The following is a 25,740-nucleotide window of genomic DNA, read 5'->3' on the forward strand; positions in this document are numbered from 1 at the left end:
TAATAAGCCCTGGCTCAAGAATTGAAAGCCTAAGAATTATCGAAAAAAACAAAAAAGATTGTTGAAAAGCTTTACCACATGGGTAAATATAAATATGTTAGGGCATCAGACCCTACGGAAGAACGTACGCCTAAAAATAGGCATAGGAGAATAAGAATATGATATGAATTTTACTTCGTAAACCATTTTTGGTTGATTAATTATCCGAGTTGAAAGTGAGTGAAAACGAATAATCGTGCAAAGTTTACCAAAACAAAATTTAAGATGCAATATATTTTTTCAATTTTATAAAAACTTAACAAAAAAAAACTAAAATATTGCCGTTTAAAGCTTTTTGAGAGGTTTTCTACGGATATTTTATTTGATGATATTTACTAGTATTTTATGTCAAGCTATGAGTGTAAATAATCAAACTGATTTGGATTTTTAAGTTTAATTAATTAAAATTGGTTATCAATTATGATATTTTAGATTAATTTCTCAAAGCAATATCATAAACTCAATTGTTGTATTTGTTTGAGTGCTTAATTACTCTTGTTTTTATTGGAATATTTTTCTGCAAAGAGTAATAGTTCAAAATCTTTAAATAGAAAAAATAAGGAAAATGACTATTTCCCCAAAAATAAATACCAGTAAACTAACAGCCGATGATTTGATTTATGGCTATATGAACGGAATTTTCCCGATGGCTGATACGGATGGTACTTTATATTGGTATTCGCCAGACCCTAGAGCAATCATTCCTATTGATACTTACAAACCACCAAAATCTTTAAAACCTGTATTGAATAAAAAGCAATTTGAAATTAGAATTAATACTGATTTTGAAGGTGTAATGCGTAATTGCGCTTTGCCTAGAAAAGGAGATGATGAAACTTGGATTTCTGAAGAAATCGTTGAAGCTTATTGTGATTTAAACAAAATGGGCTTGGCATATTCTGTTGAGACGTATATCGAAAACCGTTTAATTGGTGGTTTGTATGGTGTTTCGATTGGTGGTGCTTTCTTCGGAGAATCAATGTTTTATAAAGAACCCGACGGCTCTAAAATTGCTTTTCACTATTTGATGGAAATTCTGAAAAGCCAAGGATTTATGTTGTTGGATACTCAGTTTATCAACGATAATGTCAGACGTTTCGGCGCCATTGAAATTTCAAGAGCAGATTATGTGAAGTCATTGAAGAAAGCCTTGGAAATACGTTGTCATTTTGCCGAAGCTGATTTGAAACACTTATTTAAAGGCTAAACCTATAGATTAATTCGGTTACTCAATTGTTAAAGATTGAGAATGTTGTAATTTTGTCGCTGTATTACCTCAGTTTTGAAATTACTCATTTAGCAAAAGCGAGTTCGCTTACATTTAAAAATGTCCAAACCAATTATTGTCATTAAATTCGGAACGGCTTCAATTACGCATAAGTCTGGAGAATTGAACGAAGAAATTTTACAAGAAATCGCTCGCCAAGTTGCTGTTTTAAATAATGATTATCAGATTGTTATGGTTTCTTCTGGAGCCGTAGGAGCTGGCAAAAGTTTTATCAAAAATTATAAAGGTACCATTGCAGAACGCAAAGCTGCTGCTGCAATTGGCAATCCATTGTTGTTAGCAAAATACACTCAGTACTTCTCTAAATATGGTATTACCGTAGCACAAAGTTTGTGCGAAAGACATCACTTTGCCAATAGAAACCAATTTTTACAATTAAAGGAAACGTATCAGGAACTTTGGGATAATGGCATTATTCCTATTGCCAATGAAAACGACGTAGTAAGTAATTTAGAATTAAAGTTTTCAGACAATGACGAGTTGGCTACTTTAATTGCCACAGGTTTTGGGGCAGATACTTTATTGTTATGTACTTCTGTTGGCGGTTTATTGGATGCTGAGAAAAATATTATACCATTTGTTCCCAAAGTGGATGCTTCTGTTTTAGGGTTGGCAAATGATGATAAGTCGTCTTTAGGTTTAGGTGGAATGATTTCTAAACTTACTTATACTCGCTTGGCAACAAGAATGGGAACGAGAGTCGTTATTTTTGGCATGAAGCCTGAAGATGGCATGTTGAAAGCCATAGAAAATAAAAACGGAACAAGCTTTGCCGCTCAGAAAGTAGCTTTAAATGCTCGTCAAAAATGGTTAGCTTCTGGAAGTTTAATTGCTGGAAAAGTACAAGTAGATGCTGGTGCTGGTTTAGCGCTTGAAAATCGGAAAAGTCTTTTAGCAGTAGGCATCAAAAAAGTAATTGGTGTTTTTGAAAAAGCAGAAGTATTTGAAATTTTAGATGAAAAGAAAAACGTCATTGCGATTGCCCGTGCCAGAGAATCTTCTGAAGTAATTATTGCCAATCTAAAAACACAGAATTTTTTAGTTGCCAATGCCGATGACATTGTCGTGCTATAAATTCTTTAAAATATATTAACTCAAAAAGAAAGCCACCCCGAATATCGGAGTGGCTTTGCTATGAAACCTCTTTAAACTTCTCAATTAAGATTATATAAAATGCTCATCTGAGCTTTTTGTCGAATTGAATATTTTCAAGATGTAACTTGATACTTTTTGAAATTTTACTTTTTCTCTCTCCGTTAAGTAGTACAAAACGCACTTCTCTTTTACTTAATCAACAGAAAGCCTTTTCACAATGATATTTGTTGTACGTCAGTAGAAACTTCTCTTTGTTATTTCTTAAAATTATCTCCCTTTCTTGACAAAATTTTGATAATGAGACGAAAGGGTAAAAAAAAAAGACGAAAATCTTAATTGTTGGTTTTTACAACTAGATTTACTAATTCCTGCAATTTTTTTCTTAAAACCTTAAAATATTAAACCTTAGCTCTTTAGCTTTAAAAAGCACAGTTTTTAAACCATATTATTGTTTTTTTACAAAAAACATCTTCTAGTAATGCCCTTTTTTACAAAAAGACCTCTCTTTTTTTAAAAGTACTCTTCTGTTGAATCACTTTTGTGAAATTGTACTTTTTTGATTGATTTTTGTTTTGAACCTCTTTTTTTGCTAATCGTATTTTTTACTAAAATGTTGATTTTTGACTTTTTATGAGAGAAATCAGTCTTTGAAAAAAATAAGTATAAATACTTGTAAATGTTATACTAAATCGTAAAATTCAACCATTAATTAAGTAAAAACATATATATAAACAGCATAAATGCTTAAGAATATGATGGTAGAAGAGCAAATTCAACAGGTTACAGATAACCTATATATTACTAATAATGAAGTAGAAATCCTAGATTCTTTAGTTGATTCAAAAAACATGTTTTATGATTTTTCTAAGAATAAAGTCGTTTCGTTTATCAAAGAAATGGACTTCAACTTAATACTCTACAATTCAAGCGAACGTGACCGTGGCTTTACAATGTACGTTGTGAAAAACTTCTGTGAGCACGAAGAGGAGTTGGTATTATTACGTAATGTATTTAATAACATTATTGGGGCAGGAGTAAACCAATATATGATGAGAATCGCTAAGAGTAAAGTAGAAGATATTTTCTACATGGCTAATACTTTCAGAGCTTTGTTTAAAAAACCAAAGTCTGACGAAGATTACGATGTAATGCTTCCTTCTTTACCTTCGTCATTTACTTATTAGTTTAAGTTTAGTTTTAGGGGGACTGTTAATAAAAAAGCGATTGAGGGAATTCCTTCAATCGCTTTTTGTTTTTATGGACTTTACTTTTCTTCTATTTCATCTAAAATCCATAAAAGTTGATCTACATCTATGTTTCCATCAATTTGAATATCTGCCTGCTGATAAAATGGCAAACGATAAGCACAACGTTCTTGTAAATTTTTTAACAGTGCTTCTTCCGTAGTATTTCTATTAATTAATGGGCGATGATTGATATCAGATTTCTGAATTCTCTTTAATAAATCTTCTGGTTGAACGTTCAGAAAAATACTTGTGCCATTTGCTTTGATGTAGTCAATGTTATCAAAAAAGCAAGGAACGCCTCCGCCTGTTGCAATGACTAACTTCTGGTCAACAGGGATTTCTTTAAGTACTTTACTTTCTACTTGTCTGAAATAATCTTCGCCTTTATACTTAAATATTTCTTGGACGGTCATTAATTCTTGTTTTTCTATTAATTCGTCCATATCGATAAACTTATAATCAATGCGTTTAGCGAGATGCCTGCCCAAAGTACTTTTTCCTGACGAGGGCATTCCTATTAGAAAAATATTTTTCATGCTTGATTAGCCTTCTTTTACTTTAAAGATTCTAAAATTTCGTTTTTATCTGGCGTGCTGCTATGCGCCCATTTACCTTTTACAATGCCATTATCCAATAACCAAATACTTGGATTGGCTCTGGCAATAGTTTTTAATACTTTGGTATCTGAACTATAACTTGGAATCGCTAATTGATATTCATGTCTGAAATTATTGACTTCTTCTTCATTAGAAGCACTCAATAGCCATACTTTTACATCTGAACCTTCAAGGCTTTTTGCTAAAGTTCTGATTGCATCAAGATGGTCTGTATTCGCTTTTTTAATGACTGGAACGACAATCATTAGTTTTTTGCCTACAAAACTTTCTGCTTTATAATCTGTAGAATCACCCTCTTTCCAAATGTTGTAATCTGTAATTTTAGCCTTTGCTTCATCCTGATTCAAGGTCACCATTTCTTTAAAATGATAAGTTGTATCGGTTGGCATTTGGTCTAACTCCATTGTTTCGCCTCCTTTTTCATAAATATATTTGAATTGCAAAGGAGCAGAAGGTTTCATGTTTTTTGGAATATCTTGTCCAACTGCATAAGGAAGTCCATCGTAAGGAGGTAAATATTTTACTGCATATACACCCAAAGCAATTGAGAAAACTACTGAAGCTCCCACCAATGCACCTGTCTTTTTATCCGCAAATACTTTACGTTGTGCCAGAATAATTAAGATAAAGAACAACAGTACCATGTCTTTGATGAAAGACGTCCAAGGTTTTAACTTAATGGTTTCTCCAAAACATCCGCAATCAGTTACTTTGTTGTAGTAAGCCGAATAAAATGTTAGGAAACCAAAGAAAATCACTGTGGCAAGTAAAATCCATGAAGCCGTTTTGAGCTTATATTGCACCAACAAACATACACCAAGTACTAATTCTAAAGCACAAAGGAAGATAGAAATCAATAAAGCATAAGGAATCCAAAATTCCCAGAAGCCTGCCATAAATGGGAAATCTGTGGCAAATACATCGAAGTATTCTTCTAATTTAATTTGTGTTCCAACGGGGTCATTTAACTTGATGAGTCCCGAAAAGATAAATATAATGCCGACAAACAGTCTAGAGAAATGTGCAATTAACTTCATGGATATAGTTGTGATTGAGTGAATGGTGAATTAGTGATTGATAAACTAAATTACCCCAATGCTGAAAGCTGATGGCTCAAAGCTGACAGCTCTTGTTATGCTCCGAACTTCAAATGAATCATACAGAATATCGCATAATTCATCATATCTTGATAATTTGCCTCTACGCCTTCCGAAACCAACGTAACACCTTGATTATCTTCGATTTGTTTAGTTCTAAATATTTTCATCAAGATTAAATCCGTCATCGAACTTACTCGCATATCTCGCCAAGCTTCGCCATAATCATGATTTTTATCTTTTTGTAAAGCCAAAGTTTTCTCTACTTGTGTATCATATAAATCACTAATTTCTGCTTCTGTAAATTCCATTTTGGTAGAAGCTCCTAATTCCTTTTGAATCAAAGCAATGATACAGTAATTGATAATTCCGATGAATTCACCTTCTATTCCATCTTCAATTTTCTGTGTTCCTTTTTCTTGAATAGAACGTATTCTTTGTGCTTTGATAAATATTTGGTCAGTTAAACTTGGTAAACGTAAAATACGCCAAGATGTACCGTAATCTTTATTTTTCTTTTGAAATAAGGCTTTGCAAATCGCAATAATCTCTCTGTATTGAGTTTCAGTTTGAGTCATTGTATGGTTTAAATTTATGCTAATCTTACAAAATTATTGCTTTTCGATGGGAAATGGTATTATTATAAAAATAATCCCACAAAGTTATGCTCAACTTTGCGGGATTATTTCGAAGTCTGTACCTCTTTACGCTAATACATAAGTACTTAGTGCTTTATACACATCATTTATATTTTCACCTTTTCTGAAATCTCTTTGGATAGGTTCTGGTGCGCCTTTTATCCAAATCAATATCTCGGCATCAAGGTCTAATAAACTCGCACTACGTTTGGTAAAATAGTTAATCGAATGATATGGAATGGTCATAAAGTCGATTTTTGAGCCAGTCAACCCTTGTTTATCCACCAAAATCAAACGTTTGTTCGTAAACACAAACATATCTCTGATAAGCTTGAAGGATTTTACAATTACTTCTCCTTCTATTAAAATCGGTTCAAATTCATGTGCAATTTTATCAGCCGATACCTCTGATGAATTACCCATTATAGCATTTAAAATTCCCATGTTTAGGTTTATTTATTGGTTTAACATAAATCACACTCTAATTTAACGAAGATTGAACAGTAAATTGACATTTTATCCTGTAAAATATCTGAACGACAATCGGCTTACTAACGCTTATTCCCCATGATTTATGATTGACGGAAGGATAAATCTTAAAGCCTAAGCTTCAAACCTCAAAGCCATACGAATATATCTAAAAGCCACAGTAATAAATCTAAATGCCCAAACTTTAAATCTAAAAGCCATAATAATATACCTAAAAGACCAAGCTATAAATCCTAAAGCCATAATAAAATATCTAAAAGCCTAAGCTCTAAATCCCAATGCCATAATAATATATCTAAATGCCCAAGCCATAAATCTTAAATCCCTAATTATATATCTAAATGCCTAAGCCATAAATCTCAATGACAGATGAATAAATCTAATATCACTAGCTAATATTGACTAAGATGTAGGGAATAATTTTATTGCTGTACTCAGTATTGCCCTAGATGTCCCTTCTTTTGAAAGAGATGCCCTTAATTAATCCGTATTCGTAGCTCTTCACACCAAAGATGACCTTGATATAGGCTTTTACGTCCAAAGCAATATCTAATAAGCCCGTTTTATCATGATATAACAAGGTATTTTTTGTCGAGCGACTGCCCTCGTATGCTACATGGGTGTTCATTACAGCCAAGTTGCAAGCTTTTAATTGATTGATGTAGTCCTTCAAAGTAGGAATCTGTAAAGGGATTTCATTGGGATTGTACTCAGGATGAGCTGCAAGAAGACGTACCAGTGCATCTAAATGTTCAACCAAGTAATTATAACTCTGTTGCGAAGTCGAGATAGTTACGATAGGCTCTTCAGGCGTTTCTTTCTTCATTCTTTTAAGCGTAGATAAAGCCTTTTTTCCTTGAATTTTACGATTGATAGCTTTCGCCCTTGTAACAGTTAGGTCATCCACACCCGATATTTTAAAAGCATTCACCAATTTAGTCGATAATGACTTTAAAGGAGCAAAAGCCTCTTGTCGTTGACTAATAGCATGATTTTGAGCCACCACTTTAAGCGAATGTTCAGCCATCGCAGCCTTCGTTTTAGCCAGTAAAGCCTGTAAATTAGCAATTTTCAAATCCTCACGAGAAGGATTATAACGCTCTTCAAAATTAATACAATAAGAAATAAGGATTTCGAAATTAGCAAGGTTCTTAGCTTGCCCTAATTCTGAGGTAGTAGACATGACTGTAGAGGATTTTGGTTGGTTTAGTGTTTGTGGTAGAATGTGCCAAAAGATGATTTAAAAATAGTGAATTATTGAATAACAAAATACTGGCTATGGTATATTTTTATCAATTTATCGCCTTCTATTTTGGATATAGTCTTGCCATTTATTTACTTTTTTGTAGGGATTAATCATTTCTTATATAAGCATATTTAGGGCTTTGCATTTACTTCAAACTATCAAACTCAATAAACTGATATTCTGGCGAAGATTCTAATAATTGTCTTAAAACTGCAGCATGACCATTCCCAAAGATTACTAATATTCTATCTTTACTACTTTCAGTTATTTCTTGCAGTTTTCTGAAAATTCGTAAGTTTCTATTATACCACCAGATAGATAAAATATCGGCACCTCTTTGATTATCTAATTTAAAATCTCCTACCAAATATGCACCATATCCTAATTTATGAGATTTGCTGGTATTGATATTTTTAATGTATTTCAATAGGTTGGTAGTTGCAGGTAGTTTTTCTTGATAATCAAACCATTTCATATACATGGCATTGAACTTGTCGTCATTTTGGAAATCAAAATCCTTGAATAACTTTTGAAAATATACGGAATCTAATTTTACTAAATCTTCATCAAAAGAATCAGCATCAATACCATAGATAGTATCCATTTTCATTTCATTAGCTACTCTCAACGCTATTTGGTAGCGTTCGTCTCTTTCATTTCTTGAATTTCCTGCTTTATATTTTCTGAGTTTTTCTGTAGCGTTCCATTTTGGTGTGGCTTCAATAGCAATTTTTGTAGGTTTGAATTGTTTAATATAATTTACCAATTCTGTAACTTCAGATTTTTTTGGCTCTTTTAATACATCAATTTTATCGGTATCATTTACTTTATTGATGTCTAAATTGGGATAATCAAAGTGAAAAGTACCGACCACTAAAACTTGTGCTTTTTCTTTAGGAAAAAATGAAGAAGGTTGTTTGATTTCGTTTTTTTGTCCGAATAGACTAAATGTATTGATTATTAATACAATTGTGGTGATTATATTTAAGGGCTTCATTAGAGATAACTTGTTTTAAGTTTTTGGGTTTAGATGCTTATTAAATATTAAGAAAGCTTCTTTACAAAATGATGGCTACTAATATGAAAGCCTTTATTGAGGTATAAACGATGTGCTGTATGGCGGGTTGGTCCAGAATCTAGGGTGACACAATCGTAGTTGTTGGCTTTGGCTAAATCTATTACGTAGTCTAACAAAGCTGTTCCATAGCCTTCACCTCTTACTTTGTCAGAAGTCGTAAGGTCGTCGATATAAATTTGTTTGCCATTATAAAGCATTTGCAAATACCTGAAACCAATGGCAGATACTACTTCATCGTCTTTTTCGATATAAGCTAATTGATAACCCTCACCGAACATTTGGAGTACTGTTTCTACAAATACTTCTTCCGTCAGATGTGGACGAAGTAAACTAATTACATACCAACATTTGCGAACCTCTGCTTCAGTGTGGGCTATCTTTATGGTCATATTTATTGAGTGAATTAGGGAGTTGTGAGTTAGTGAATTGTGAATGAGTGATTTAGTGAATCGTGAGTTTTGAAATCAATTCATTATCAAATAAATTCCTATTAGGAGGTGAATTAATTCACCTCCTAATAGGAAACTCCATTTTCAAATCTTCAAATTAAAAAGCTATTCCTCCTGAAAATCCTCAGAAATCAATTTGCGTAATTGTTGATGTGGACGAAGGTTTGGACGTTTAGAGAATATCGCTTTGTCGCCACCAGCCGAAGAAGCTTTTGCTTTACTTGCCAGCGTAGCCGTGTCGAAATAATTATCTCTTACAAACTGATTTACTTCATCAGTATTAATCACGTCTCTCACCATCGAACCTTTACCGAAACCATCATTATAAGCACCAATTCTTGAGTCTGTTTCAGCCAAACGAGTTTCACGTTCAATTTCTTTGATTTCCTCCAAAAGATTTTTCTTCTGAATTTCTAAAGATTCAAAGCTTGGTAATAATTGTAAGTCGTTTTCGAAGATATTCTTTTGAACAATTTGCTCTGCCAAATCTTTTTCTACTTCTTGTAATTGTGTCACCAATTGTAATTTTTCTTTCTTTAAACGTTTCAAACGTGGGTCAATCTGCAACCATTTCGACCAATAACATTGTAAAACAGGAAAGGCAATTCCCAAACAAATAGCACCAGCCAAAGCAAACAAAATACCCGACAACACAAACGATGTTAATGCCCAAGGGCTATTCACCAATTTTTCATTCAATTGGTCGAAAGTCTTTAATTTTTCATCAATTTGTCGAGTAACATTTGCGGGTAGGGGAGCCGTCGGGTTCAACGGGTCGAAGCTTTGGTTTTGTAATTGTTTGATAGATTTGTTTACGCTCTCTTTCATTTTATCAGTCTTGTAGGCTTCGTATCTAAACCAACCTAAAATAAAGAGCGTTGCTACTGCAAAAACTACCGTAATACTTTTAAACCAAACATATACTTTCTTAGAATGTTGCGAATTGTCATCGTTATAAGGCGATTCAATCAAACGTTCATAAGCAGGTTTTAATAAAATAGAAAGCATTGCTAAACCAACTGCAAAAGACCAAGCCTCAAAATTATTACGAATGTTAAGGGCATAAGCAACGATTTCGTGCGAGATAATTAAATCGCCCGCTACAAAAGATACTCCAGCCAAGAAGTAAATAATCCCTGCAAACAAAGAGTATTTATGAGCAACAGCTTTTCTTTTTTCGTGTAAAGTATTAGCTGCTTCTTGATTCTCGTTTAATTGATTTTCAAGACGGTCTCTGTTTTTACCTGCTAAATTTACATTCAAAATTCTTGCTTGTAGTGCATCAAAAGCTTCTTTAGAGCGAGCTTTAATATGTTCGATTACTTTTTCTAAATCACTTAGTTCTTGCTTTTTCTCGTTCAGTTGACGAGAAAGCCATTCGAAATTTACCTGAGAAGAAAGATAACCTTCATAAGTATTTCTATCCACCGATTCCAAACCACCATGATAACCATGTTGAAAATCGTAATTTTCGGTATGAGTAGCAGGAGTATTTGCTAACATACGATTATTGTTGTGTTCAGTATTTTCCATGTTATTCTTCTTCTCCTAAAATTGTTTTCACTTGGTTGTTATTCAATTTATTTCGATAGTTCTGCGCCAAATGATATTCACTTTCAAATACTTTAATCAGCATATCTCTTTGGGCTTTTAGCTTTAGATTGATAGTACTTAATTTGGTGAGTTCTGGTAAAATATCTTGCTTTTTCTGGCGATACTTTTCGATTTCAGCTTTATGTTTTTCAATGTCAGCTTCCCATTCTGCTACTTTCTTGATTTTGTCTTTATACAATTGGTTTCGCTTTTGGAAAATGCTAAAATCATCCTTGAAAATCGTAAGATTTCCTAAGAATAATTTCCCTGAAAACATAAACAAAAAGAAGATAAAAGCGAATAAAGCCCAAGCTTGAAGAGGAGGTTTTGAAGCGTAGATTTGTGCAAAAACAAAGAATGAAGCAGCCAAAGGCATACCTACTTCTTCTAATAATCTTTTCCAAGTACTTTCTTTGCTTTCGTCGTGCAAGAAAGAAATTCTACCAAAAAGGTTGAACATCCCAGCTAAAAACACACCGAGGGCAATAAAAGTACTTTCTTGAAATTGTCCTTGTAAAGATTCTCGGATAAGATAATAATTGCCAACCGCAATGCCAGTGGCAAGCGTTAAGCCGACAACGGTTCTTAATAAATGATGTTGCTCTGTGAATTCTTGGTTTTTAAGTGCTTGAATTTGCTGTTCAATTTCTTTTACCAAGCTTTCTTTTTCGTTAATCCAATAGTTTAGCTCACCAATTTCTTCTTGGTGTTGAGCAATCACTTTATCGGTTTCGGCAGTTTGTTGCGAGAAGTAATGACGAATGATGGAAACCTTTTCTTCTGGATTAGAACCCGAAAGCCCGAAAATAACGCCTTCGTCTCGAAGAATATCTTCGTTGATTAGCCAATCGGGTTGGTCATTGATAGGATGTGAAAACGTTGGTGCAGGTTGAGTAACTGTCACCAACGTTTCGTTTGAGGATACCTCTTCTGCGATTGGTATCGCTATATTTGTATTTTCAATGGTAGGATTGTTGCCACGAAAAACATATTTCAACTTGTCGAAAAAAGACATAAGGTCGTGAATAAATAGTTTCAAGAAAGACCGAATTTGGTAAAAAAAACTTTATCCGACAAAGAAATTATGAGGAATGGCAGATTTAGGAGGATTATACTTCCTGCAAAATCCCTAAAATGGTAAATAAGATACCAATGAAGGCAGCAAGTCCACCGACTGTTCCTAACCCAACAATGGCTAAGATGATACCAATTCCTAAAAGTATTACCCCAAGTTTCAAGAAAGAATTCCAACTATGAAAATCAACAGGTTGTGCTGATTTTTTCATTTTCTTTTCTAATTTTTTGATGATTAGTTTCTCCACAAAATTAGCTTTGTGCGTGCTGGTTACTGTTTTGTTCTCGCTTTTCTGAGCAATAACTTTCTCTAAAAGAGCATTGATTTTTTCTTTTTTTACTTCATTGATAGCTTCTTGATTCGCTTCATCAATTTGTATTACTTCAGCTGTAGAAGCATACATGGCTGGGCTTTGCTTTTTTGGAGCCGCTTCAATCATTGAAGTATTGCTTTGATTCTCAATTTTAGCAATTTCAATAGTAGCTTTTTCTGCTTGATTTTGAGAAATTACAGCCTTCTGTGAAGTACAAGAAACAGCTACAAATACAGCAAAGATGCTGGCAAAAGTTAGTCTAATTGTTTGCATAATACTAGGTTTTTTTTGTTTAGAAACGCTGGAAGAATAAATTAATTGCAAAAGAAAAAGCCCAAATCATCATTTTGGGCTTTTTCTGGGTGTTTTATATAGTACTTAAGCTGCTTTTTTCATTTGATGAAAAACGGTTCGTTCAAATTTTTGACGAGCATACTCAAGTGAAATTTTAAATTCTTTGATTTCTGTTTGTGAAGGAAGTTCAAACATGGCATCTGTAATGATTGATTCACAGATAGAACGCAAACCTCTTGCTCCGAGTTTATATTCCATTGCTTGGCTAACGATGTACTCTAATGCTGGCTTTTCAAATTCTAAATCAATACCTTCCATTTTGAATAATTTATGGTATTGTTTAGTAATAGCATTTTTAGGTTCTGTTAAAATCGAAAGTAATGTTTCGTGGTCGAGTGGATCTAAGTAAGTAACTACTGGCAAACGACCTAATAATTCAGGAATTAAACCAAATGATTTCAAATCTTGAGAAGTAACAAATTTCATTACATTCTCATCTTCAAACATATCCAAGAAAGTATCGTCTGAACTAAAACCAATTGGACGAGTATTTAAGCGTTTTGAAATATGACGCTTGATACCATCGAAAGCACCACCACAAATAAAGAGAATATTTTCGGTATTTACCGCAATCATTTTTTGGTCTGGGTGTTTTCTGCCACCTTGAGGAGGACAATTTACCACCGCACCTTCTAATAATTTCAATAAAGCTTGCTGAACGCCTTCGCCCGAAACATCACGAGTAATAGATGGATTATCAGATTTACGAGCGATTTTATCAATTTCATCAATAAATACAATGCCCATTTCTGCTTTTTCTACATCATAATCAGCCGCTTGGAGTAAACGGGTTAAGATACTTTCTACATCTTCACCCACATAACCTGCTTCGGTAATTACGGTAGCATCGGCAATGCAAAAAGGTACTTCTAACATTCTAGCAATGGTTTTTGCCATGTATGTTTTTCCAGTTCCAGTTTCACCAACCATGATGATATTTGATTTTTCAATCTGGATATCGTCTTGTATTGTTTTGGTATCATGTTGCATCAAACGTTTGTAATGATTGTAAACTGCAACACAAAGATGTTTTTTCGCTTCAAACTGACCAATTACGTATTGATCAATATACTTTTTCATTTCAATGGGTTTCACCAAATTGAATTTTGGTGCTGGTGCTTTGCTATTTTTATTTTTTCTGTTTTTTTCAGGATTCAATTCTTGTTGAACTACTTGGTAAGCTTGCGTTACACATTCGTTACACACGTGTCCATCCATACCTTCCATTAATAAAGGTACTTCATTTTGTTTTCGTCCACAAAGGACGCAATGGGCTTGCTGTTGTCTCATATCTTTACACACAAAATTGTGCCTTCATTATTTCCGTGGTAAAATTACTGATTTAAAAACAAAAAATGCTTACTACTTCTGTGGAAGTAATAAGCATTTTTTGAGTTACGCTGATTTAATTTTACTTCTAGCAGCAAGATTTTATACTCTTGTCAATACTTCGTCGATTAAACCGTATTCTTTTGCTTCTTCTGCACGCATCCAGTAGTCACGATCTGAATCTTTTTCGATTTCTTCAAATGATTTTCCAGAGTGATGAGCCAAGATTTCATATAATTCTTTACGAATTTTCACGATTTCACGAGCAGTGATTTCAATATCACGAGATTGTCCTTGCGCTCCACCTGAAGGTTGGTGAATCATAATACGTGCATGTGGCAATGCAGAACGTTTACCTGCTGTACCACCAGCCAATAATACTGCACCCATTGAAGCCGCCAACGAAGTACAAATCGTAGAAACGTCTGGACGGATATAGTGCATTGTATCATAGATACCTAAACCTGCATATACAGAACCACCCGGAGAGTTGATGTACATCATGATGTCTTTCTTTGCATCCGTAGATTCCATAAACAACATCTGAGCAACAATGATATTCGCCATATAATCATCCACAGGAACACCCATGAAGATAATTCTATCCATGATTAAGCGTGAAAAAACATCAATCTGTGCAAAACGCATTGGGCGTTCTTCAATGATGTACTGAGTCATATCTTCAATGAATGGACGACTAGTACCTCCGATATTATTTGCCTGATTCATGTACTGGTCAACTGCCAAACCGTTCAAACCTCTGTGGTGTACGGCGTATTTTCTGAATTCTTCTGAACTTAATTCTTTTGGAAACATAACGGTATTTTATAAAATTGAAAATATGTCGGTTGGTAAATTAAATCAAATAAACCATTTTAGCAATTCTGTAAGCTGGAATTTACTTGAATGCTTTCTTAATAACTTTCAAAAACCTCAAATAGTTCTAGCTACAAATTTGAAACTTATCAGATTATTTTTGGTGTTATTCAAAAAATCTTCGACAGCAAAGATGCAAAAACTATGAAATAATTCTTGTCAGTTTTACAGAGAATTTATCAGAAAAAATGATAATTATGAAAATTGGAGAAAAAATACGACAAGCCCGTCTGCTAAAAGGATACTCTCAGGAGAACATGGCAGAGCTTTTACAAATCTCAACAACCGCTTTTGGCGATATTGAAAGAAGTAAAACAGAATTGACTATCAACAGAGCTCAGAAAATAGCCAATTTGTTGGATATTAATGTGTTGGAGCTTTTTGGTGAAGAAGTAATTACTCCGAAAATAATACCCAATGCAGAAAATGAAACAGAGCAGTTAAAGCTTGAAATAGAAAAACTCAAGAAAGAATCTGACTACTGGCGAAGTAAGTTTGAAGAACGTGTTTTGGTTGAAGCTTACAGACTAATTCAAAGCCAACAACAACGAGAGAAGATAGGATTTTAGGAGTTGTGAGTGATGAGTTGTGAGTATGGAGTTTTTAAGATGTTATAAAAAACAAAAAATCCCGCAGAGGTTGACCTTACGGGATTTTTTGTTGAATTGAGGTGACTACTCATCACTCACAATTCTCAACTCATCATTCACTAAGCTCCAACTACTTGTTTGAACTCATCTACTGTGATGTTTTTGCTTTCAGTTTTTACTTTAGAAACAATTACATCAGAAACTTTTGCTGCATATACTTCATTGAACATTTTCATGAAGTTATCTTGCTTATTTTTATCAGTTAAATAACCGTTAGCGATACGCTCAATCATTTCGTCCATGCTGTTATCAGCAGGTGCATACATTCCGAATTGACCACGAATCATTTCTTTCGTTCTTTCAAGAACTTCTGGATATTCAACTTTGATTTCGTTTTGAGTAGCTACTTCGTTTTTGATTAAGTTCAAACGAATGTCTTTCTTAACGTTTTCAAAATCGGCATCAATTTGCTCTGGGGTGAATTTTCCTTCGTTTACTTGGATTAACCATTTACGTAAGAATTCTTCTGGCAATTCGATAGAAACGTTTTCTAATAAAGCTTTCTCAGCATCGATTCTCAACAAATATTCAGCTTCACGTTTGTAGTTTGATTTGATGATTTCTAAAATCTCGCTGCGGAATTCTTCTTCAGAACTTACTTTACCTTCACCTAAAACTTTATCAAAAAATGCTTGATTCAATTCAGCAGGAGCGTTACGAGTAATATCTTCAATCGTGAAAGTTACTTCACCAGTTAAACCAGTTTTGTTACCTGTAGCCAATTCAATTGATTTTTCATCAACGAAAGTTGCTTGAAGGTCAAATGTTAAAGTAGTACCAATGGTAGCTCCGATAAAAGTAGTTTTAGCTTCATCTTTAATTGCTTTGAAAGGAATCGCAGATTTTTCAGTCCATTCTCCTTGAGCAAAAACACCAAAAAGCATATCACCATCTTCAACTGAATCTGGGTGAATTTGCTCTCCAGAATTTTGTTTCAAATTCTCGATAGTTTCTTCTACTTCTTTTTCAGTTGCTTCGATTTCATAAGTACTGATTGTAGGAATTTTCTCGAAATCAACAGTGAATTCTCCAGCTAAACCTAAATCATAAGAAAAGCTAAATTCAGTTTGAGTATCCCAATCAATTGGATTTTCAAATTCATTCAATGGCATTGGATCACCAACAAGGCTTAAGCTATTTTCTTTGATATAGTTAGGAACAGCTTTACCTAAAACAGAATTGATTTCGTCGATTAAAATAGATTTACCAAACATTTTTTGTACCATTTGCATAGGTACCATTCCTGGACGGAATCCTTTGATGTTGGCACGCTTACGGTAGTCTTTAAGGTTTTTATCGACTTGTGGCTTATAATCAGCCTCAGAAATAGATACGACCAAACGGGCGTTAACTGGGGTACTTTTTTCGAGAGAAATGTTCATCTTTATGAATTCGGATTTTGGAATGCGGATTTCGGATTTTAATGTTAATAAATTTCAGTTTGTCTGATTTTCGTAAATCCGCATTCCGAAATCAACAATCAGAAATCAAAAAAGCCCTCAAAACCGTATCGGTTGAGAGGGCTTTGAATGAGTACGGGCGGAGGGACTCGAACCCCCATGCCTCACGGCGCCAGATCCTAAGTCTGGTATGTCTACCAATTCCACCACGCCCGCTTGCGTTTTGGAGGTGCAAAATTAGGAAGCCGATTTTTTATTTGCAAACTTTTCTGGAGAAATATTAGAAAAAAACTGAAATATTTTTCTGAATAAAAAATGAGAGAAATTAATCGGTTGATTATTAGTGATTTAATGGAATCGCTACTGTGAAATTATGTTTAAATTATTTTCAGGATAATTCTTACAATAATTAATGTGATACTTTAATCGTGGATAAGGACATAAGTTTAACTCATTCTTAATTTCGATGGTAAGAACAATGATAGACATTTTAATCTGTCTTTTTGATGTTTCTTTTCATCTTCAATTGCAATATCATTTGTTTGTCCTTAAATTTAACCCTCAAGCTTCTAATGAAACTATTAAGACCTTTGAACAGGTTTTAATAGTAGCAATAGCAAACCAAAACGTACTCAATTATAAAAATCATGCAACAAAAAGATAAATCTTTGCCTCCATTTATCAAATCATGGAAACAACTCTACTGGATAGTTGTCGGTAATTTGGTGCTGATGATTATCCTATTTTATCTCTTTAGCGAATACTTCAACTAAGTAGAAATTGTGGGCTTAATTTGCCGTTTTAGATAGAATGGAATTGTTCTGTAATATAAGGCGATTCTCAAATCCTCTTTCAAACTGCTTACATTTAAAATTTAACATGGGAAATATTGATTGGCTAGTACTGATTTTAACCTTAGGAACGATTGTTGGTTTTGGACTCTGGAAAGGTCGATTTCAAGAAAAAAATATTGAAGAATATTTATTAGCTAGTCGCCAAATGCCTTGGTATCACGTTACGCTTTCGGTGATGGCAACACAAGCAAGTGCCATTACATTTTTATCTGCACCCGGACAAGCCTATATCGACGGAATGCGTTTTGTACAATTTTACTTCGGCTTACCCTTGGCGATGATTGTACTTTCCATCACTTTTATTCCCATTTTCAAAAAATTAAAAGTTTTTACAGCTTATGAATTTCTGGAAGGACGTTTCGACCTAAAAACCAGAGTAATGGCTTCTTTTCTTTTCTTGATTCCACGAGCTTTATCAACAGGCGTAACGATTGCGGCCCCTTCCATTATTCTTTCAACCATTTTGGGATGGAATTTGTATTGGACCAACATCGCCACAGGAATCGTTGTGACGATTTACTGTATGTACGGCGGTTCAAAAACGATTTCTTATACCCAAATGCAACAAATGTTGGTGGTGATGATTGGAATGTTTTTGGCTGGTTATATGGTCATTCACTTATTACCGACAGAAATGGGTTTTGTAGATACGTTGAAAGTAGCGGGCAAAATGGACAAACTTAATGCTATTGATTGGCGTTTCGATTTGAACAATCGTTATAATGTTTGGTCGGGTTTGATTGGTGGTTTTTTATTGCAATTATCATACTTCGGCACAGACCAATCGCAAGTAAGTCGTTATTTATCAGGCGAATCGGTTGGCGAAAGCCGTTTAGGTTTATTGATGAATGGCATTTTTAAAATTCCGATGCAATTCTTGATTTTACTCGTGGGGTCTTTGGTTTTTGTGTTTTATCAATTCCATGAAGCACCGCTATTTTTCAACAAAACTGAATTAGGAAAAGTAGAGCAAACGACAGCATATAAGGCTTTAGTCAAGAGAAACTCTGAGGTTTTTATCGAAAAGAAAAAAGCAGTCGAAGAGCTTTATGCCGTGATGAAAACGGATGAAAATACAAGTACTTTAAAGACAAAAGCCTTGAATGCCCAAAAGCTTGAAGCCTTGAAGTCAAAAGCATTAGCAGCCGATAAAAAAGCAAATGAATTAAGAAGTGAAGTAAAAGATTTGATGCTGAAAACAAATCCAGATGCCAATACTAACGATACGAATTATATTTTCCTGTCCTTCGTAACCAAGTACTTGCCACAAGGCATGGTCGGCTTGTTGATTGCCGTAATATTATTGGCTTCGATGGGAGCGATGGCTTCGGCATTCAGTTCGCTTACTTCATGTACCATTGTGGATATTTACCAAAGAATGATTCATAAAGAAGATACTGAAAAACACTATGTAAACGCATCAAAATTAGTGACTTTGGGCTGGGGAATTGTTTGTATTATCGTGGCACAATTCACAGCAAACATTGGTAGTTTGATTGAAGCTGTAAATATTTTAGGTTCATGGTTCTATGGAACTATTTTAGGCGTATTTTTAGTGGCTTTTTACTTTAAATCTATTAAGGGCGACGCTGTTTTCTGGGCGGCTTTGTTGGCAGAAGTATTTGTGATTTACGCTTGGTGGATCGATTTAACGGCTTTTCTTTGGCTAAATGTAATTGGTTGTGTGTTGGTGATTGTGTTTGCTTGGGTGATGAGTTTATTTAGTAAAGCAGTTGTGAATGAATGATTATAAAATTTCAGAGATTTTTCAATAGCGGGCGATTTTAATCGCCCGTAGCCTATATAAAATAAATGACGTTTTTGTAAATTAAAGGATTGTTGTCATTGTTTTAATTCACAACTTATCACTCACAATTCTTAACTAATCTATCAAACCATGAAAAAAATATTACTCTTACTGGTACTCGCTACCAGTCTTTTTACTTCCTGCAAAACTTCTCAAAATACTTCTCAGCAATCTTCTGAGAATGTTGTTAATATTACTTTTTTACATTTGAATGATGTCTATGAAATTTCACCTTTGGAAAGTGGAAAAGTAGGCGGCATGGCTCGTGTGGCTACGGTCAGAAAGGAATTATTGCAAGAAAACCAGAATACTATTACACTTCTTTCAGGTGATTTTCTGAATCCTTCTTTGATTGCTACATTCAAATATGAAGGCAAAAGTATCAAAGGTCGCCAAATGGTGGAGGCGATGAATGTTGTGGGTTTTGATTGGGTTGGTTTGGGCAATCACGAATTTGACATTGACGAAGCTGATTTACAAAGAAGAATCGACGAATCTAAATTCCAGTGGTTAGCAAGTAATGCTTTGCAAAACAACAAAGGAACGCTTTCGCCTTTTGCCAAAAATGTCGATGGAAAAAGGATTCCATTTCCTAAAACTGTCATTCTTACTTTTAAAAATACAGTAGGTAAAGAAGTGAAAATGGGAATGTTTTCGGTGGTTGTACCTTCTAACCAAAAGGATTTTGTGCATTATAATGATTTCTTTGAAGTGTCAAAACAGGCTTATGAAGTATTGAAACCTCAGTGCGATTTTGTAGTTGCCATTACGCATCTCAACAAAGTAGATGATGAAAAATTGGCGAAATTGTTGCCAGAAGTGAAGTTGCTGATGGGCGGACACGACCACGACAATATGCTCTTCAAAGAAGGAAATGTGGTGATTGCAAAAGCCGATGCAAATGCCAAAACTGCTTATATTCACCGTTTGGCTTTTGATTCAAAAACGAAAGCACTTACGATAAAGAGTGAATTGCGTGCCATCAACGAGCAAATTAAAGACGATGCCGAAGTAGCCGTAGTGGTGAAAAAATGGGAAAATATTCTGGACGAAGCCATGATAAAAGCAGGCTTGAATAAAAATGATGTGGTGACTACGGTAAAAACGCCTTTGGATGGAAGAGAAAGTACGATGCGAAATAGCCATACAAACTTGGGTGATTTAATCGCAAAAGCGATGACTGCTGCCGCTACAAAACCCGTAGATTGCTCGATTTTCAACAGTGGTTCTGTGAGAATTGATGACCAATTAGTAGGTGCAATTACGCAATTGGATATTATGCGTGTCTTGCCTTTTGGTGGTAAAATTGTGGAAGTGAAACTACAAGGAAGCTTACTGGCTAAAATTTTAGCAACAGGTTTACAAAACAAAGGCAATGGCGGTTATTTGCAATGGGATAAAATCAGTCAGGATGCAGGAACTAAACAATGGTTGATTGATGGCAAAGCTTTGGACGTAAACAAAGAGTATGAAGTAATTATGCCGAAGTTTTTGATAGAAGGAAAAGAAACCAATTTTGGTTATTTGACGGCTCAAAACCCTGAAGTTAAAAACATCATTGAGCCAGACGATAAAGACACAAACGACATTCGCAACGATATTAGAAAAGTATTGATTGCCTACTTGAAAAAGTAATACGGCTTTCCAAGCCATGAGTTTATTCTTCTTTTGTAAACTTAAATGATAAAATAATCCAAACGGAAATCAATAAAACTAGTGGGATATAAATTTTTCCAATAGCTCGACCTTCTATTCTTAAAGACCATAATAAACTATTTGTAATAAAATTAAGTATCAAAACAAAGATAAAGACAATTTTAACAGAAGGTTTCAACCTTTGAAATATAGAGAAGACAATGATTATTCTAATCAAGTATAGCGTAATAAAAAATGTAAAAGATATGGTTGTGTGAAATTCGTCATCTCTTACATCTTTAATTTGATTCCAATTGATTGACTTTAAAATATCCAACTCTGTAAAATCTCCTATGGGTGTGTAAAATAGTAAATAAAATGAAAAACAAAAGGTGATGATACCTATCATCTTGTAAAAGAGATACTTTGACATAGTGTTGAGGTTTTACTCTCACAATTTATTAATGTTGAGTGAAAAACCAAAATCTATCATGTGAAACAAATTATATGATTTAATTACATTGAAACACTTTTATAAATCTTTGATTTTAATCTTTTCTCACTTTTTACGACTTGGAAAGTCGTGCTACTGAGATAGCTTTTCCTATCTCGGAGAGAGGTTGTCGATACTTTGAGTATATCTGACGAGTCTTTTTTGCGGTATTTTGCGTGAAAAAGATAGGTTCGACATACTTAAAGTATCTCGAACCTATCTTTTTGATACATTTTGGATTTAAAAACCGAAGAAAGCCGTAATAACTAATTGCTATTTGATTTTTTTCATGGAAAGCCTTCTTCCTGAAATCAGACATCCGAAAGCCTAAATCCAAAACTACATCGCTTTTTTCTTCTTTGAAGTTACTGGAGCTGCTACTGGTAATTTTGCTCTGTAGTCTGCAATGCCTTTTTCGATGGCATCTTTCATAAAATTAAACGAGCCAGAAGTATCTGTACTTCCCAAAGCCAAAGCTTTTTGTGCTAATGGAAAAGCCTCTGCATAATTACTTGTCTTCGCTAAAATTTGTGCTTTTACCCAAAGGTTACGGAAAGTTTCTCCGCCTGAAATAGATGAATTCACTGCACTCAAGGCTTGGTTTAATTTTCCTTTTCCTAAAAAGAACTCAGCCGCTACACGCATCGTATTTGAATTATCAGCAATCGCTTTATTGATAGCACTTTCAGTCATTTTTGAAGTTTCGATAGCGATAGGAGCGATTGCTTTTTTATCTGCCCAATAGATATTCAAATTGGCTGTACTATCGGTAACATCACTAAAATCAATCGTGAAAGATTCTGTTTTAGCATTTGAAACCGCTTTTACCGAAGTACGCAAAGCATCTTTTTCTGGTGAATAAGTTTGTTCTGTCGCTGTAATGTCTTTGTTTAAAATCAAAGTCCAGTCACCTTTTGTTGGAATTGAGAAAACAGAATATGTTCCTGCCGCTACTTTTTGTCCGCCTAAACTAATTTCATTTGATAAAGTAATTTGTGTAGCAGCATTTGCGCCTGTACGCCAAACTTTATCGAAGGCTACTACGCCTCCAAAAATTTCACGACCTTTTATACTTGGGCGAGAATACTTGATGCTGATGTCGGTTGTGCCTACTGTTTGTGCAACTGATGCTGCTGGGCTTGGTTGTGGTAAACGAACTTGTGCTGTAGCTGAAAGCGAAAGTGCAAGGCAGATGCCTAAAAATAATTTTTTCATTGCTGAATGTTTAAAATATTGTGAATTGAGATTTTGACATAAAAGTAACGAAGTAAAAATCCTTGTATTTAATTTTTCGCTCAATGGCTTTTTTTAAAAGATATTTTTAGACCTTTGAACTCAGAAACATCACCATAATCAATCAAGACTATGCACAGAAATCGATTACTTCAATTGCTAGAAAACTATCAGCCGTTTAATGTAACAGAATCTAAATTTCATGAAGAAATTATCTCTTTCGTAAAGGCAAACCCTTCTTGTTTTGAGCGTTCTTTATTGATAGGACATGTTACGGGTTCGGCTTGGATATTGGATAAGTCTCGTCAACACACTTTATTGACACACCATAAAAAGTTGAATCAATGGTTTCAGACGGGAGGACATTGCGATGGCGACCCAGATGTTTTAAATGTTGCCTTGAAAGAAGCAGAGGAGGAAACAGGCTTGAAAAATATTAAAGTATTAAGTCCAGATATTTTTGATATAGATATTCATTTGATTCCTGAACGAAAAGGAATTCCAGTGCATTTACACTTCGACGTTAGGTTTTTGTTGGAAGCAGATATGAACGAAGAATTGACAGTTTCTTCAGAATCTACGGATTTAAAATGGATTCTACTTTCGGAAGTAGCAGAGCTAAACGATAGTGATTCTATTATGAGAATGGTGGAGAAAAGCGTTTTTTGATTTAGGATATGGGATTTTGGATTTCGGTCGTCGGCTATCAGTCATCTGATTTGGGATTTCAGATTTGAGCTATAGGATATTGAACATTGGCTATCCAAATTTAAAAATATCCGAAATCCGAAAGCTGACATCCGAAATCCAAAAGCTATTCCTCCACCACATCAATCCTAAAAAACACTGGAATCGCAGGGCGTTCGTTGTATTCTTTGCCTGCTTGAATGGCATCAACAACTTCCATGCCTTCAATTACTTCTCCAAAAACAACATAAAGTCCATTTAGTTGGCGAGCTTCAGCTTCGTTCGTAATGACATAAAATTCTGTTGGTGAAGAAGCTCTATCTGGATTGCCTTCATCATAACGAGCCATTGCAACAGCACCACGTTTATGCGTAAACTCTGGACGATACTCTGGAGGTACTAAAAAATCTAATTGATCCATATATTCGCCTCCGCCTTGTATGCCCATACGGTAAATATTACGATAAAACATTCTACTTACATAATAACCCGCTTTTACATTTCGGATAAAATTAGCACGATGTAAAGGTGTTTCAGTATGAAGCTTGATAACAAAATCTCCGCCAACGGTATGTACTTTTACTTTCGTCTCAGGGTTTTCTTTACCGTATTGTGTCAAAAACGTCTTTGGGTCTTGGTCAAATAAACGCAAGTCCTTTTTACATGAAATGAATGAAATACAAAAAAAGAAGAAGATGATACGTTTCATCGTTTTATAGCTGTTATCAGTTTAACCGTTATTTGTGTAATTCTCCACTGAAAATTATTGCTCAATTGCACAAAGTATAAAAGTTCATAAGTTAAAAAAGAACGAAAGCTGAATTCTGATGACCTAAAGCCATAATACAAAGCCTTAGTTAGCACGATAATACATCGTCGAGCAGTTTTCTTTGGTTAAAATACTATTGGCTTGTTGGCTAATGTCATCAACTGTTACGGCTTGAATCTTACTTGATTCTAAATTAGCATATTCAACATCGCCAGCGTTGGCGGCAAAAGCTAAATTCATCGCACGGTTTAACAATTCTACTTCCGAAAATACTAAAGTAGATTCCGCCTGATTTTTTACTTTCGTTAATTCTTCTTCTGCAACAGGATTTTTCAAGAAATCATTTAATACTTCTTGTATCGCTGCATCGCCTTCTTCAATACTGATTCCTTTGTTGAGATTTCCTTGAACAATCATCAAACCGGGGTCTAGCGAAGAAGTAACATAAGCATTGATTGAATTAAAAATTGGTTGTTCTTTTACTAATTTCTCGTACAATCTTGAAGACTTACTTCTTCCCAAAATATCACTTGCTAAATCTACCGCATTATAACCAATGTCATGTCGTCCTTGAGTATGATATACTTTATAGAGTGCATCCAAAGGCACTTTAGCTTCTACTTCTAAAAATCTTGCCGCTGTTTGAATTGGTTCTTTGGGTAAATTTCTAGGACTAAGTTTACCTGCTGGAATAGGTTCAAACCATTTCTTGGCTAATTGTTTTACTTCTTCCACACTGATTGGTCCAGCTACTACTAATATTGCATTGTTTGGAAGATAATGTTTATAGAAAAAGCTACGGACATCATCCATTACTGCATGCTCGATATGTGCAATTTCTTTCCCAATTGTCGCCCATTTATAAGGATGAACTTGGTAGGCAAGCGGACGAAGTTTCAACCAAACATCGCCATAAGGTTGATTTAAATATCTTTGCTTGAACTCTTCAATCACAACTTTTTGTTGTACGTCCAAAACCTTTTGGTCGAATGATAAAGACAACATTCTATCTGATTCTAACCAAAATGCAGTTTCAATATTCACTGCTGGAAGCGTAATATAGTAGTTTGTAATGTCTGGAGAAGTAAAAGCATTGTTTTCGCCACCTACTTTTTGCAGTGGAGTATCGTAAGAAGGAATGTTTTTTGAACCGCCAAACATCAGATGTTCAAACAAATGCGCAAAACCAGTTTTGTGTTCTTCTTCATCACGAGAGCCAACATTGTATATAATATTGACGGCAGCAATAGGGGTGGAATAATCTTGGTGAACATAGACTTTAAGTCCGTTGTCAAGTATAAAATAATCGTATGAAATCATGTATTAATGTTAGCTAACAAATAACAGTCTATATTAACGAAAAATTAAAAAATATCACGACAAAAGTAA

The 25,740-nt window shown here is 34.4% G+C and carries 23 protein-coding genes and 1 tRNA gene; 7 read left to right on the top strand and 17 right to left on the bottom strand.

What is annotated here, in order from left to right; genetic code table 11:
* The first annotated feature begins 604 nt into the window (after positions 1-604).
* The 3 genes from aat to VB798_RS00520 all read left to right on the top strand — a co-directional run bounded on the left by aat (position 605) and on the right by VB798_RS00520 (position 3,606).
* The gene (gene aat, locus VB798_RS00510; RefSeq protein WP_323254834.1) at positions 605-1,246 is read left to right on the top strand and encodes a leucyl/phenylalanyl-tRNA--protein transferase; all 642 of its coding nucleotides are present in this window, start codon (positions 605-607) and stop codon (positions 1,244-1,246) included.
* A gap of 120 nt (positions 1,247-1,366) precedes the next feature.
* Positions 1,367-2,401: a glutamate 5-kinase gene (proB, locus tag VB798_RS00515; protein WP_323254836.1), complete on the top strand. Its 1,035-nt coding sequence runs from the start codon at positions 1,367-1,369 to the stop codon at positions 2,399-2,401.
* 761 nt (positions 2,402-3,162) lie between these two features.
* Positions 3,163-3,606, top strand: a complete 444-nt coding sequence (locus VB798_RS00520; RefSeq protein ID WP_323254838.1) for a hypothetical protein — start codon at positions 3,163-3,165, stop codon at positions 3,604-3,606.
* An 80-nt stretch (positions 3,607-3,686) separates the two neighbouring features.
* Here VB798_RS00520 and VB798_RS00525 read toward each other — a convergent pair whose 3' ends face one another.
* The 12 genes from VB798_RS00525 to VB798_RS00580 all read right to left on the bottom strand — a co-directional run bounded on the left by VB798_RS00525 (position 3,687) and on the right by VB798_RS00580 (position 14,763).
* Entirely contained in the window at positions 3,687-4,205 is a 519-nt protein-coding gene (locus VB798_RS00525) for a shikimate kinase (protein WP_323254840.1), read from the bottom strand.
* 17 nt (positions 4,206-4,222) lie between these two features.
* Positions 4,223-5,323, bottom strand: coding sequence for a BT_3928 family protein (locus VB798_RS00530; RefSeq protein WP_323254842.1), 1,101 nt, complete (start codon positions 5,321-5,323; stop codon positions 4,223-4,225).
* 95 nt (positions 5,324-5,418) lie between these two features.
* Positions 5,419-5,961 carry a DUF1599 domain-containing protein gene (locus tag VB798_RS00535; RefSeq protein ID WP_323254844.1) on the bottom strand — a complete coding sequence of 181 codons (543 nt, stop codon included), beginning with the start codon at positions 5,959-5,961 and terminating at the stop codon, positions 5,419-5,421.
* A gap of 126 nt (positions 5,962-6,087) precedes the next feature.
* Positions 6,088-6,465: a PH domain-containing protein gene (locus VB798_RS00540; RefSeq protein ID WP_323254846.1), complete on the bottom strand. Its 378-nt coding sequence runs from the start codon at positions 6,463-6,465 to the stop codon at positions 6,088-6,090.
* Positions 6,466-6,955: 490 nt separating this feature from the next.
* Complete coding sequence (locus VB798_RS00545) at positions 6,956-7,693, bottom strand: hypothetical protein (protein WP_323254847.1); 738 nt, start codon at positions 7,691-7,693, stop codon at positions 6,956-6,958.
* Between the two features lie 208 nt (positions 7,694-7,901).
* A complete protein-coding gene (locus VB798_RS00550; RefSeq protein ID WP_323254849.1) occupies positions 7,902-8,753 on the bottom strand; it encodes a DUF5694 domain-containing protein in 852 nt (283 codons plus the stop codon).
* 47 nt (positions 8,754-8,800) lie between these two features.
* Entirely contained in the window at positions 8,801-9,223 is a 423-nt protein-coding gene (locus tag VB798_RS00555) for a GNAT family N-acetyltransferase (protein WP_323254851.1), read from the bottom strand.
* 165 nt (positions 9,224-9,388) lie between these two features.
* On the bottom strand, positions 9,389-10,816 hold the full coding sequence (locus VB798_RS00560) for a hypothetical protein (RefSeq protein WP_323254853.1): 1,428 nt from the start codon (positions 10,814-10,816) through the stop codon (positions 9,389-9,391).
* A 1-nt stretch (position 10,817) separates the two neighbouring features.
* Positions 10,818-11,891 carry a hypothetical protein gene (locus VB798_RS00565; protein WP_323254855.1) on the bottom strand — a complete coding sequence of 358 codons (1,074 nt, stop codon included), beginning with the start codon at positions 11,889-11,891 and terminating at the stop codon, positions 10,818-10,820.
* A 94-nt stretch (positions 11,892-11,985) separates the two neighbouring features.
* Positions 11,986-12,537 carry a hypothetical protein gene (locus VB798_RS00570; RefSeq protein ID WP_323254857.1) on the bottom strand — a complete coding sequence of 184 codons (552 nt, stop codon included), beginning with the start codon at positions 12,535-12,537 and terminating at the stop codon, positions 11,986-11,988.
* Positions 12,538-12,642: 105 nt separating this feature from the next.
* On the bottom strand, positions 12,643-13,908 hold the full coding sequence (clpX, locus tag VB798_RS00575) for an ATP-dependent Clp protease ATP-binding subunit ClpX (protein WP_323254859.1): 1,266 nt from the start codon (positions 13,906-13,908) through the stop codon (positions 12,643-12,645).
* Positions 13,909-14,049: 141 nt separating this feature from the next.
* On the bottom strand, positions 14,050-14,763 hold the full coding sequence (locus VB798_RS00580) for an ATP-dependent Clp protease proteolytic subunit (protein ID WP_323254861.1): 714 nt from the start codon (positions 14,761-14,763) through the stop codon (positions 14,050-14,052).
* Positions 14,764-15,020: 257 nt separating this feature from the next.
* On the opposite strand from VB798_RS00580, the gene VB798_RS00585 reads away from it, so the two are divergent.
* Positions 15,021-15,392 carry a helix-turn-helix domain-containing protein gene (locus tag VB798_RS00585; RefSeq protein WP_323254863.1) on the top strand — a complete coding sequence of 124 codons (372 nt, stop codon included), beginning with the start codon at positions 15,021-15,023 and terminating at the stop codon, positions 15,390-15,392.
* A 140-nt stretch (positions 15,393-15,532) separates the two neighbouring features.
* Here VB798_RS00585 and VB798_RS00590 read toward each other — a convergent pair whose 3' ends face one another.
* Both VB798_RS00590 and VB798_RS00595 read right to left on the bottom strand, forming a co-directional pair.
* Positions 15,533-16,855 carry a trigger factor gene (locus VB798_RS00590; RefSeq protein WP_323254865.1) on the bottom strand — a complete coding sequence of 441 codons (1,323 nt, stop codon included), beginning with the start codon at positions 16,853-16,855 and terminating at the stop codon, positions 15,533-15,535.
* 152 nt (positions 16,856-17,007) lie between these two features.
* A tRNA-Leu gene (locus tag VB798_RS00595) sits at positions 17,008-17,089 on the bottom strand.
* Between the two features lie 663 nt (positions 17,090-17,752).
* Here VB798_RS00595 and VB798_RS00600 point away from each other — a divergent pair.
* Entirely contained in the window at positions 17,753-19,474 is a 1,722-nt protein-coding gene (locus VB798_RS00600; protein ID WP_323254867.1) for a sodium:solute symporter, read from the top strand.
* Between the two features lie 150 nt (positions 19,475-19,624).
* Positions 19,625-21,169, top strand: a complete 1,545-nt coding sequence (locus VB798_RS00605) for a bifunctional metallophosphatase/5'-nucleotidase (RefSeq protein WP_323254869.1) — start codon at positions 19,625-19,627, stop codon at positions 21,167-21,169.
* 832 nt (positions 21,170-22,001) lie between these two features.
* On the opposite strand, the gene VB798_RS00610 is transcribed toward VB798_RS00605, so the two are convergent.
* Complete coding sequence (locus VB798_RS00610) at positions 22,002-22,877, bottom strand: DUF2911 domain-containing protein (protein WP_323254871.1); 876 nt, start codon at positions 22,875-22,877, stop codon at positions 22,002-22,004.
* Positions 22,878-23,027: 150 nt separating this feature from the next.
* On the opposite strand from VB798_RS00610, the gene VB798_RS00615 reads away from it, so the two are divergent.
* A complete protein-coding gene (locus VB798_RS00615) occupies positions 23,028-23,564 on the top strand; it encodes an NUDIX hydrolase (RefSeq protein ID WP_323254873.1) in 537 nt (178 codons plus the stop codon).
* Between the two features lie 145 nt (positions 23,565-23,709).
* On the opposite strand, the gene VB798_RS00620 is transcribed toward VB798_RS00615, so the two are convergent.
* Both VB798_RS00620 and VB798_RS00625 read right to left on the bottom strand, forming a co-directional pair.
* A complete protein-coding gene (locus VB798_RS00620; protein WP_323254875.1) occupies positions 23,710-24,291 on the bottom strand; it encodes a peptidylprolyl isomerase in 582 nt (193 codons plus the stop codon).
* A 144-nt stretch (positions 24,292-24,435) separates the two neighbouring features.
* A complete protein-coding gene (locus tag VB798_RS00625) occupies positions 24,436-25,671 on the bottom strand; it encodes a M16 family metallopeptidase (protein WP_323254877.1) in 1,236 nt (411 codons plus the stop codon).
* Between the last annotated feature and the right edge of the window lie 69 nt (positions 25,672-25,740).

Source organism: Arcicella lustrica (genome assembly GCF_034930985.1).
In the GTDB taxonomy this organism is placed as follows: domain Bacteria; phylum Bacteroidota; class Bacteroidia; order Cytophagales; family Spirosomataceae; genus Arcicella; species Arcicella lustrica.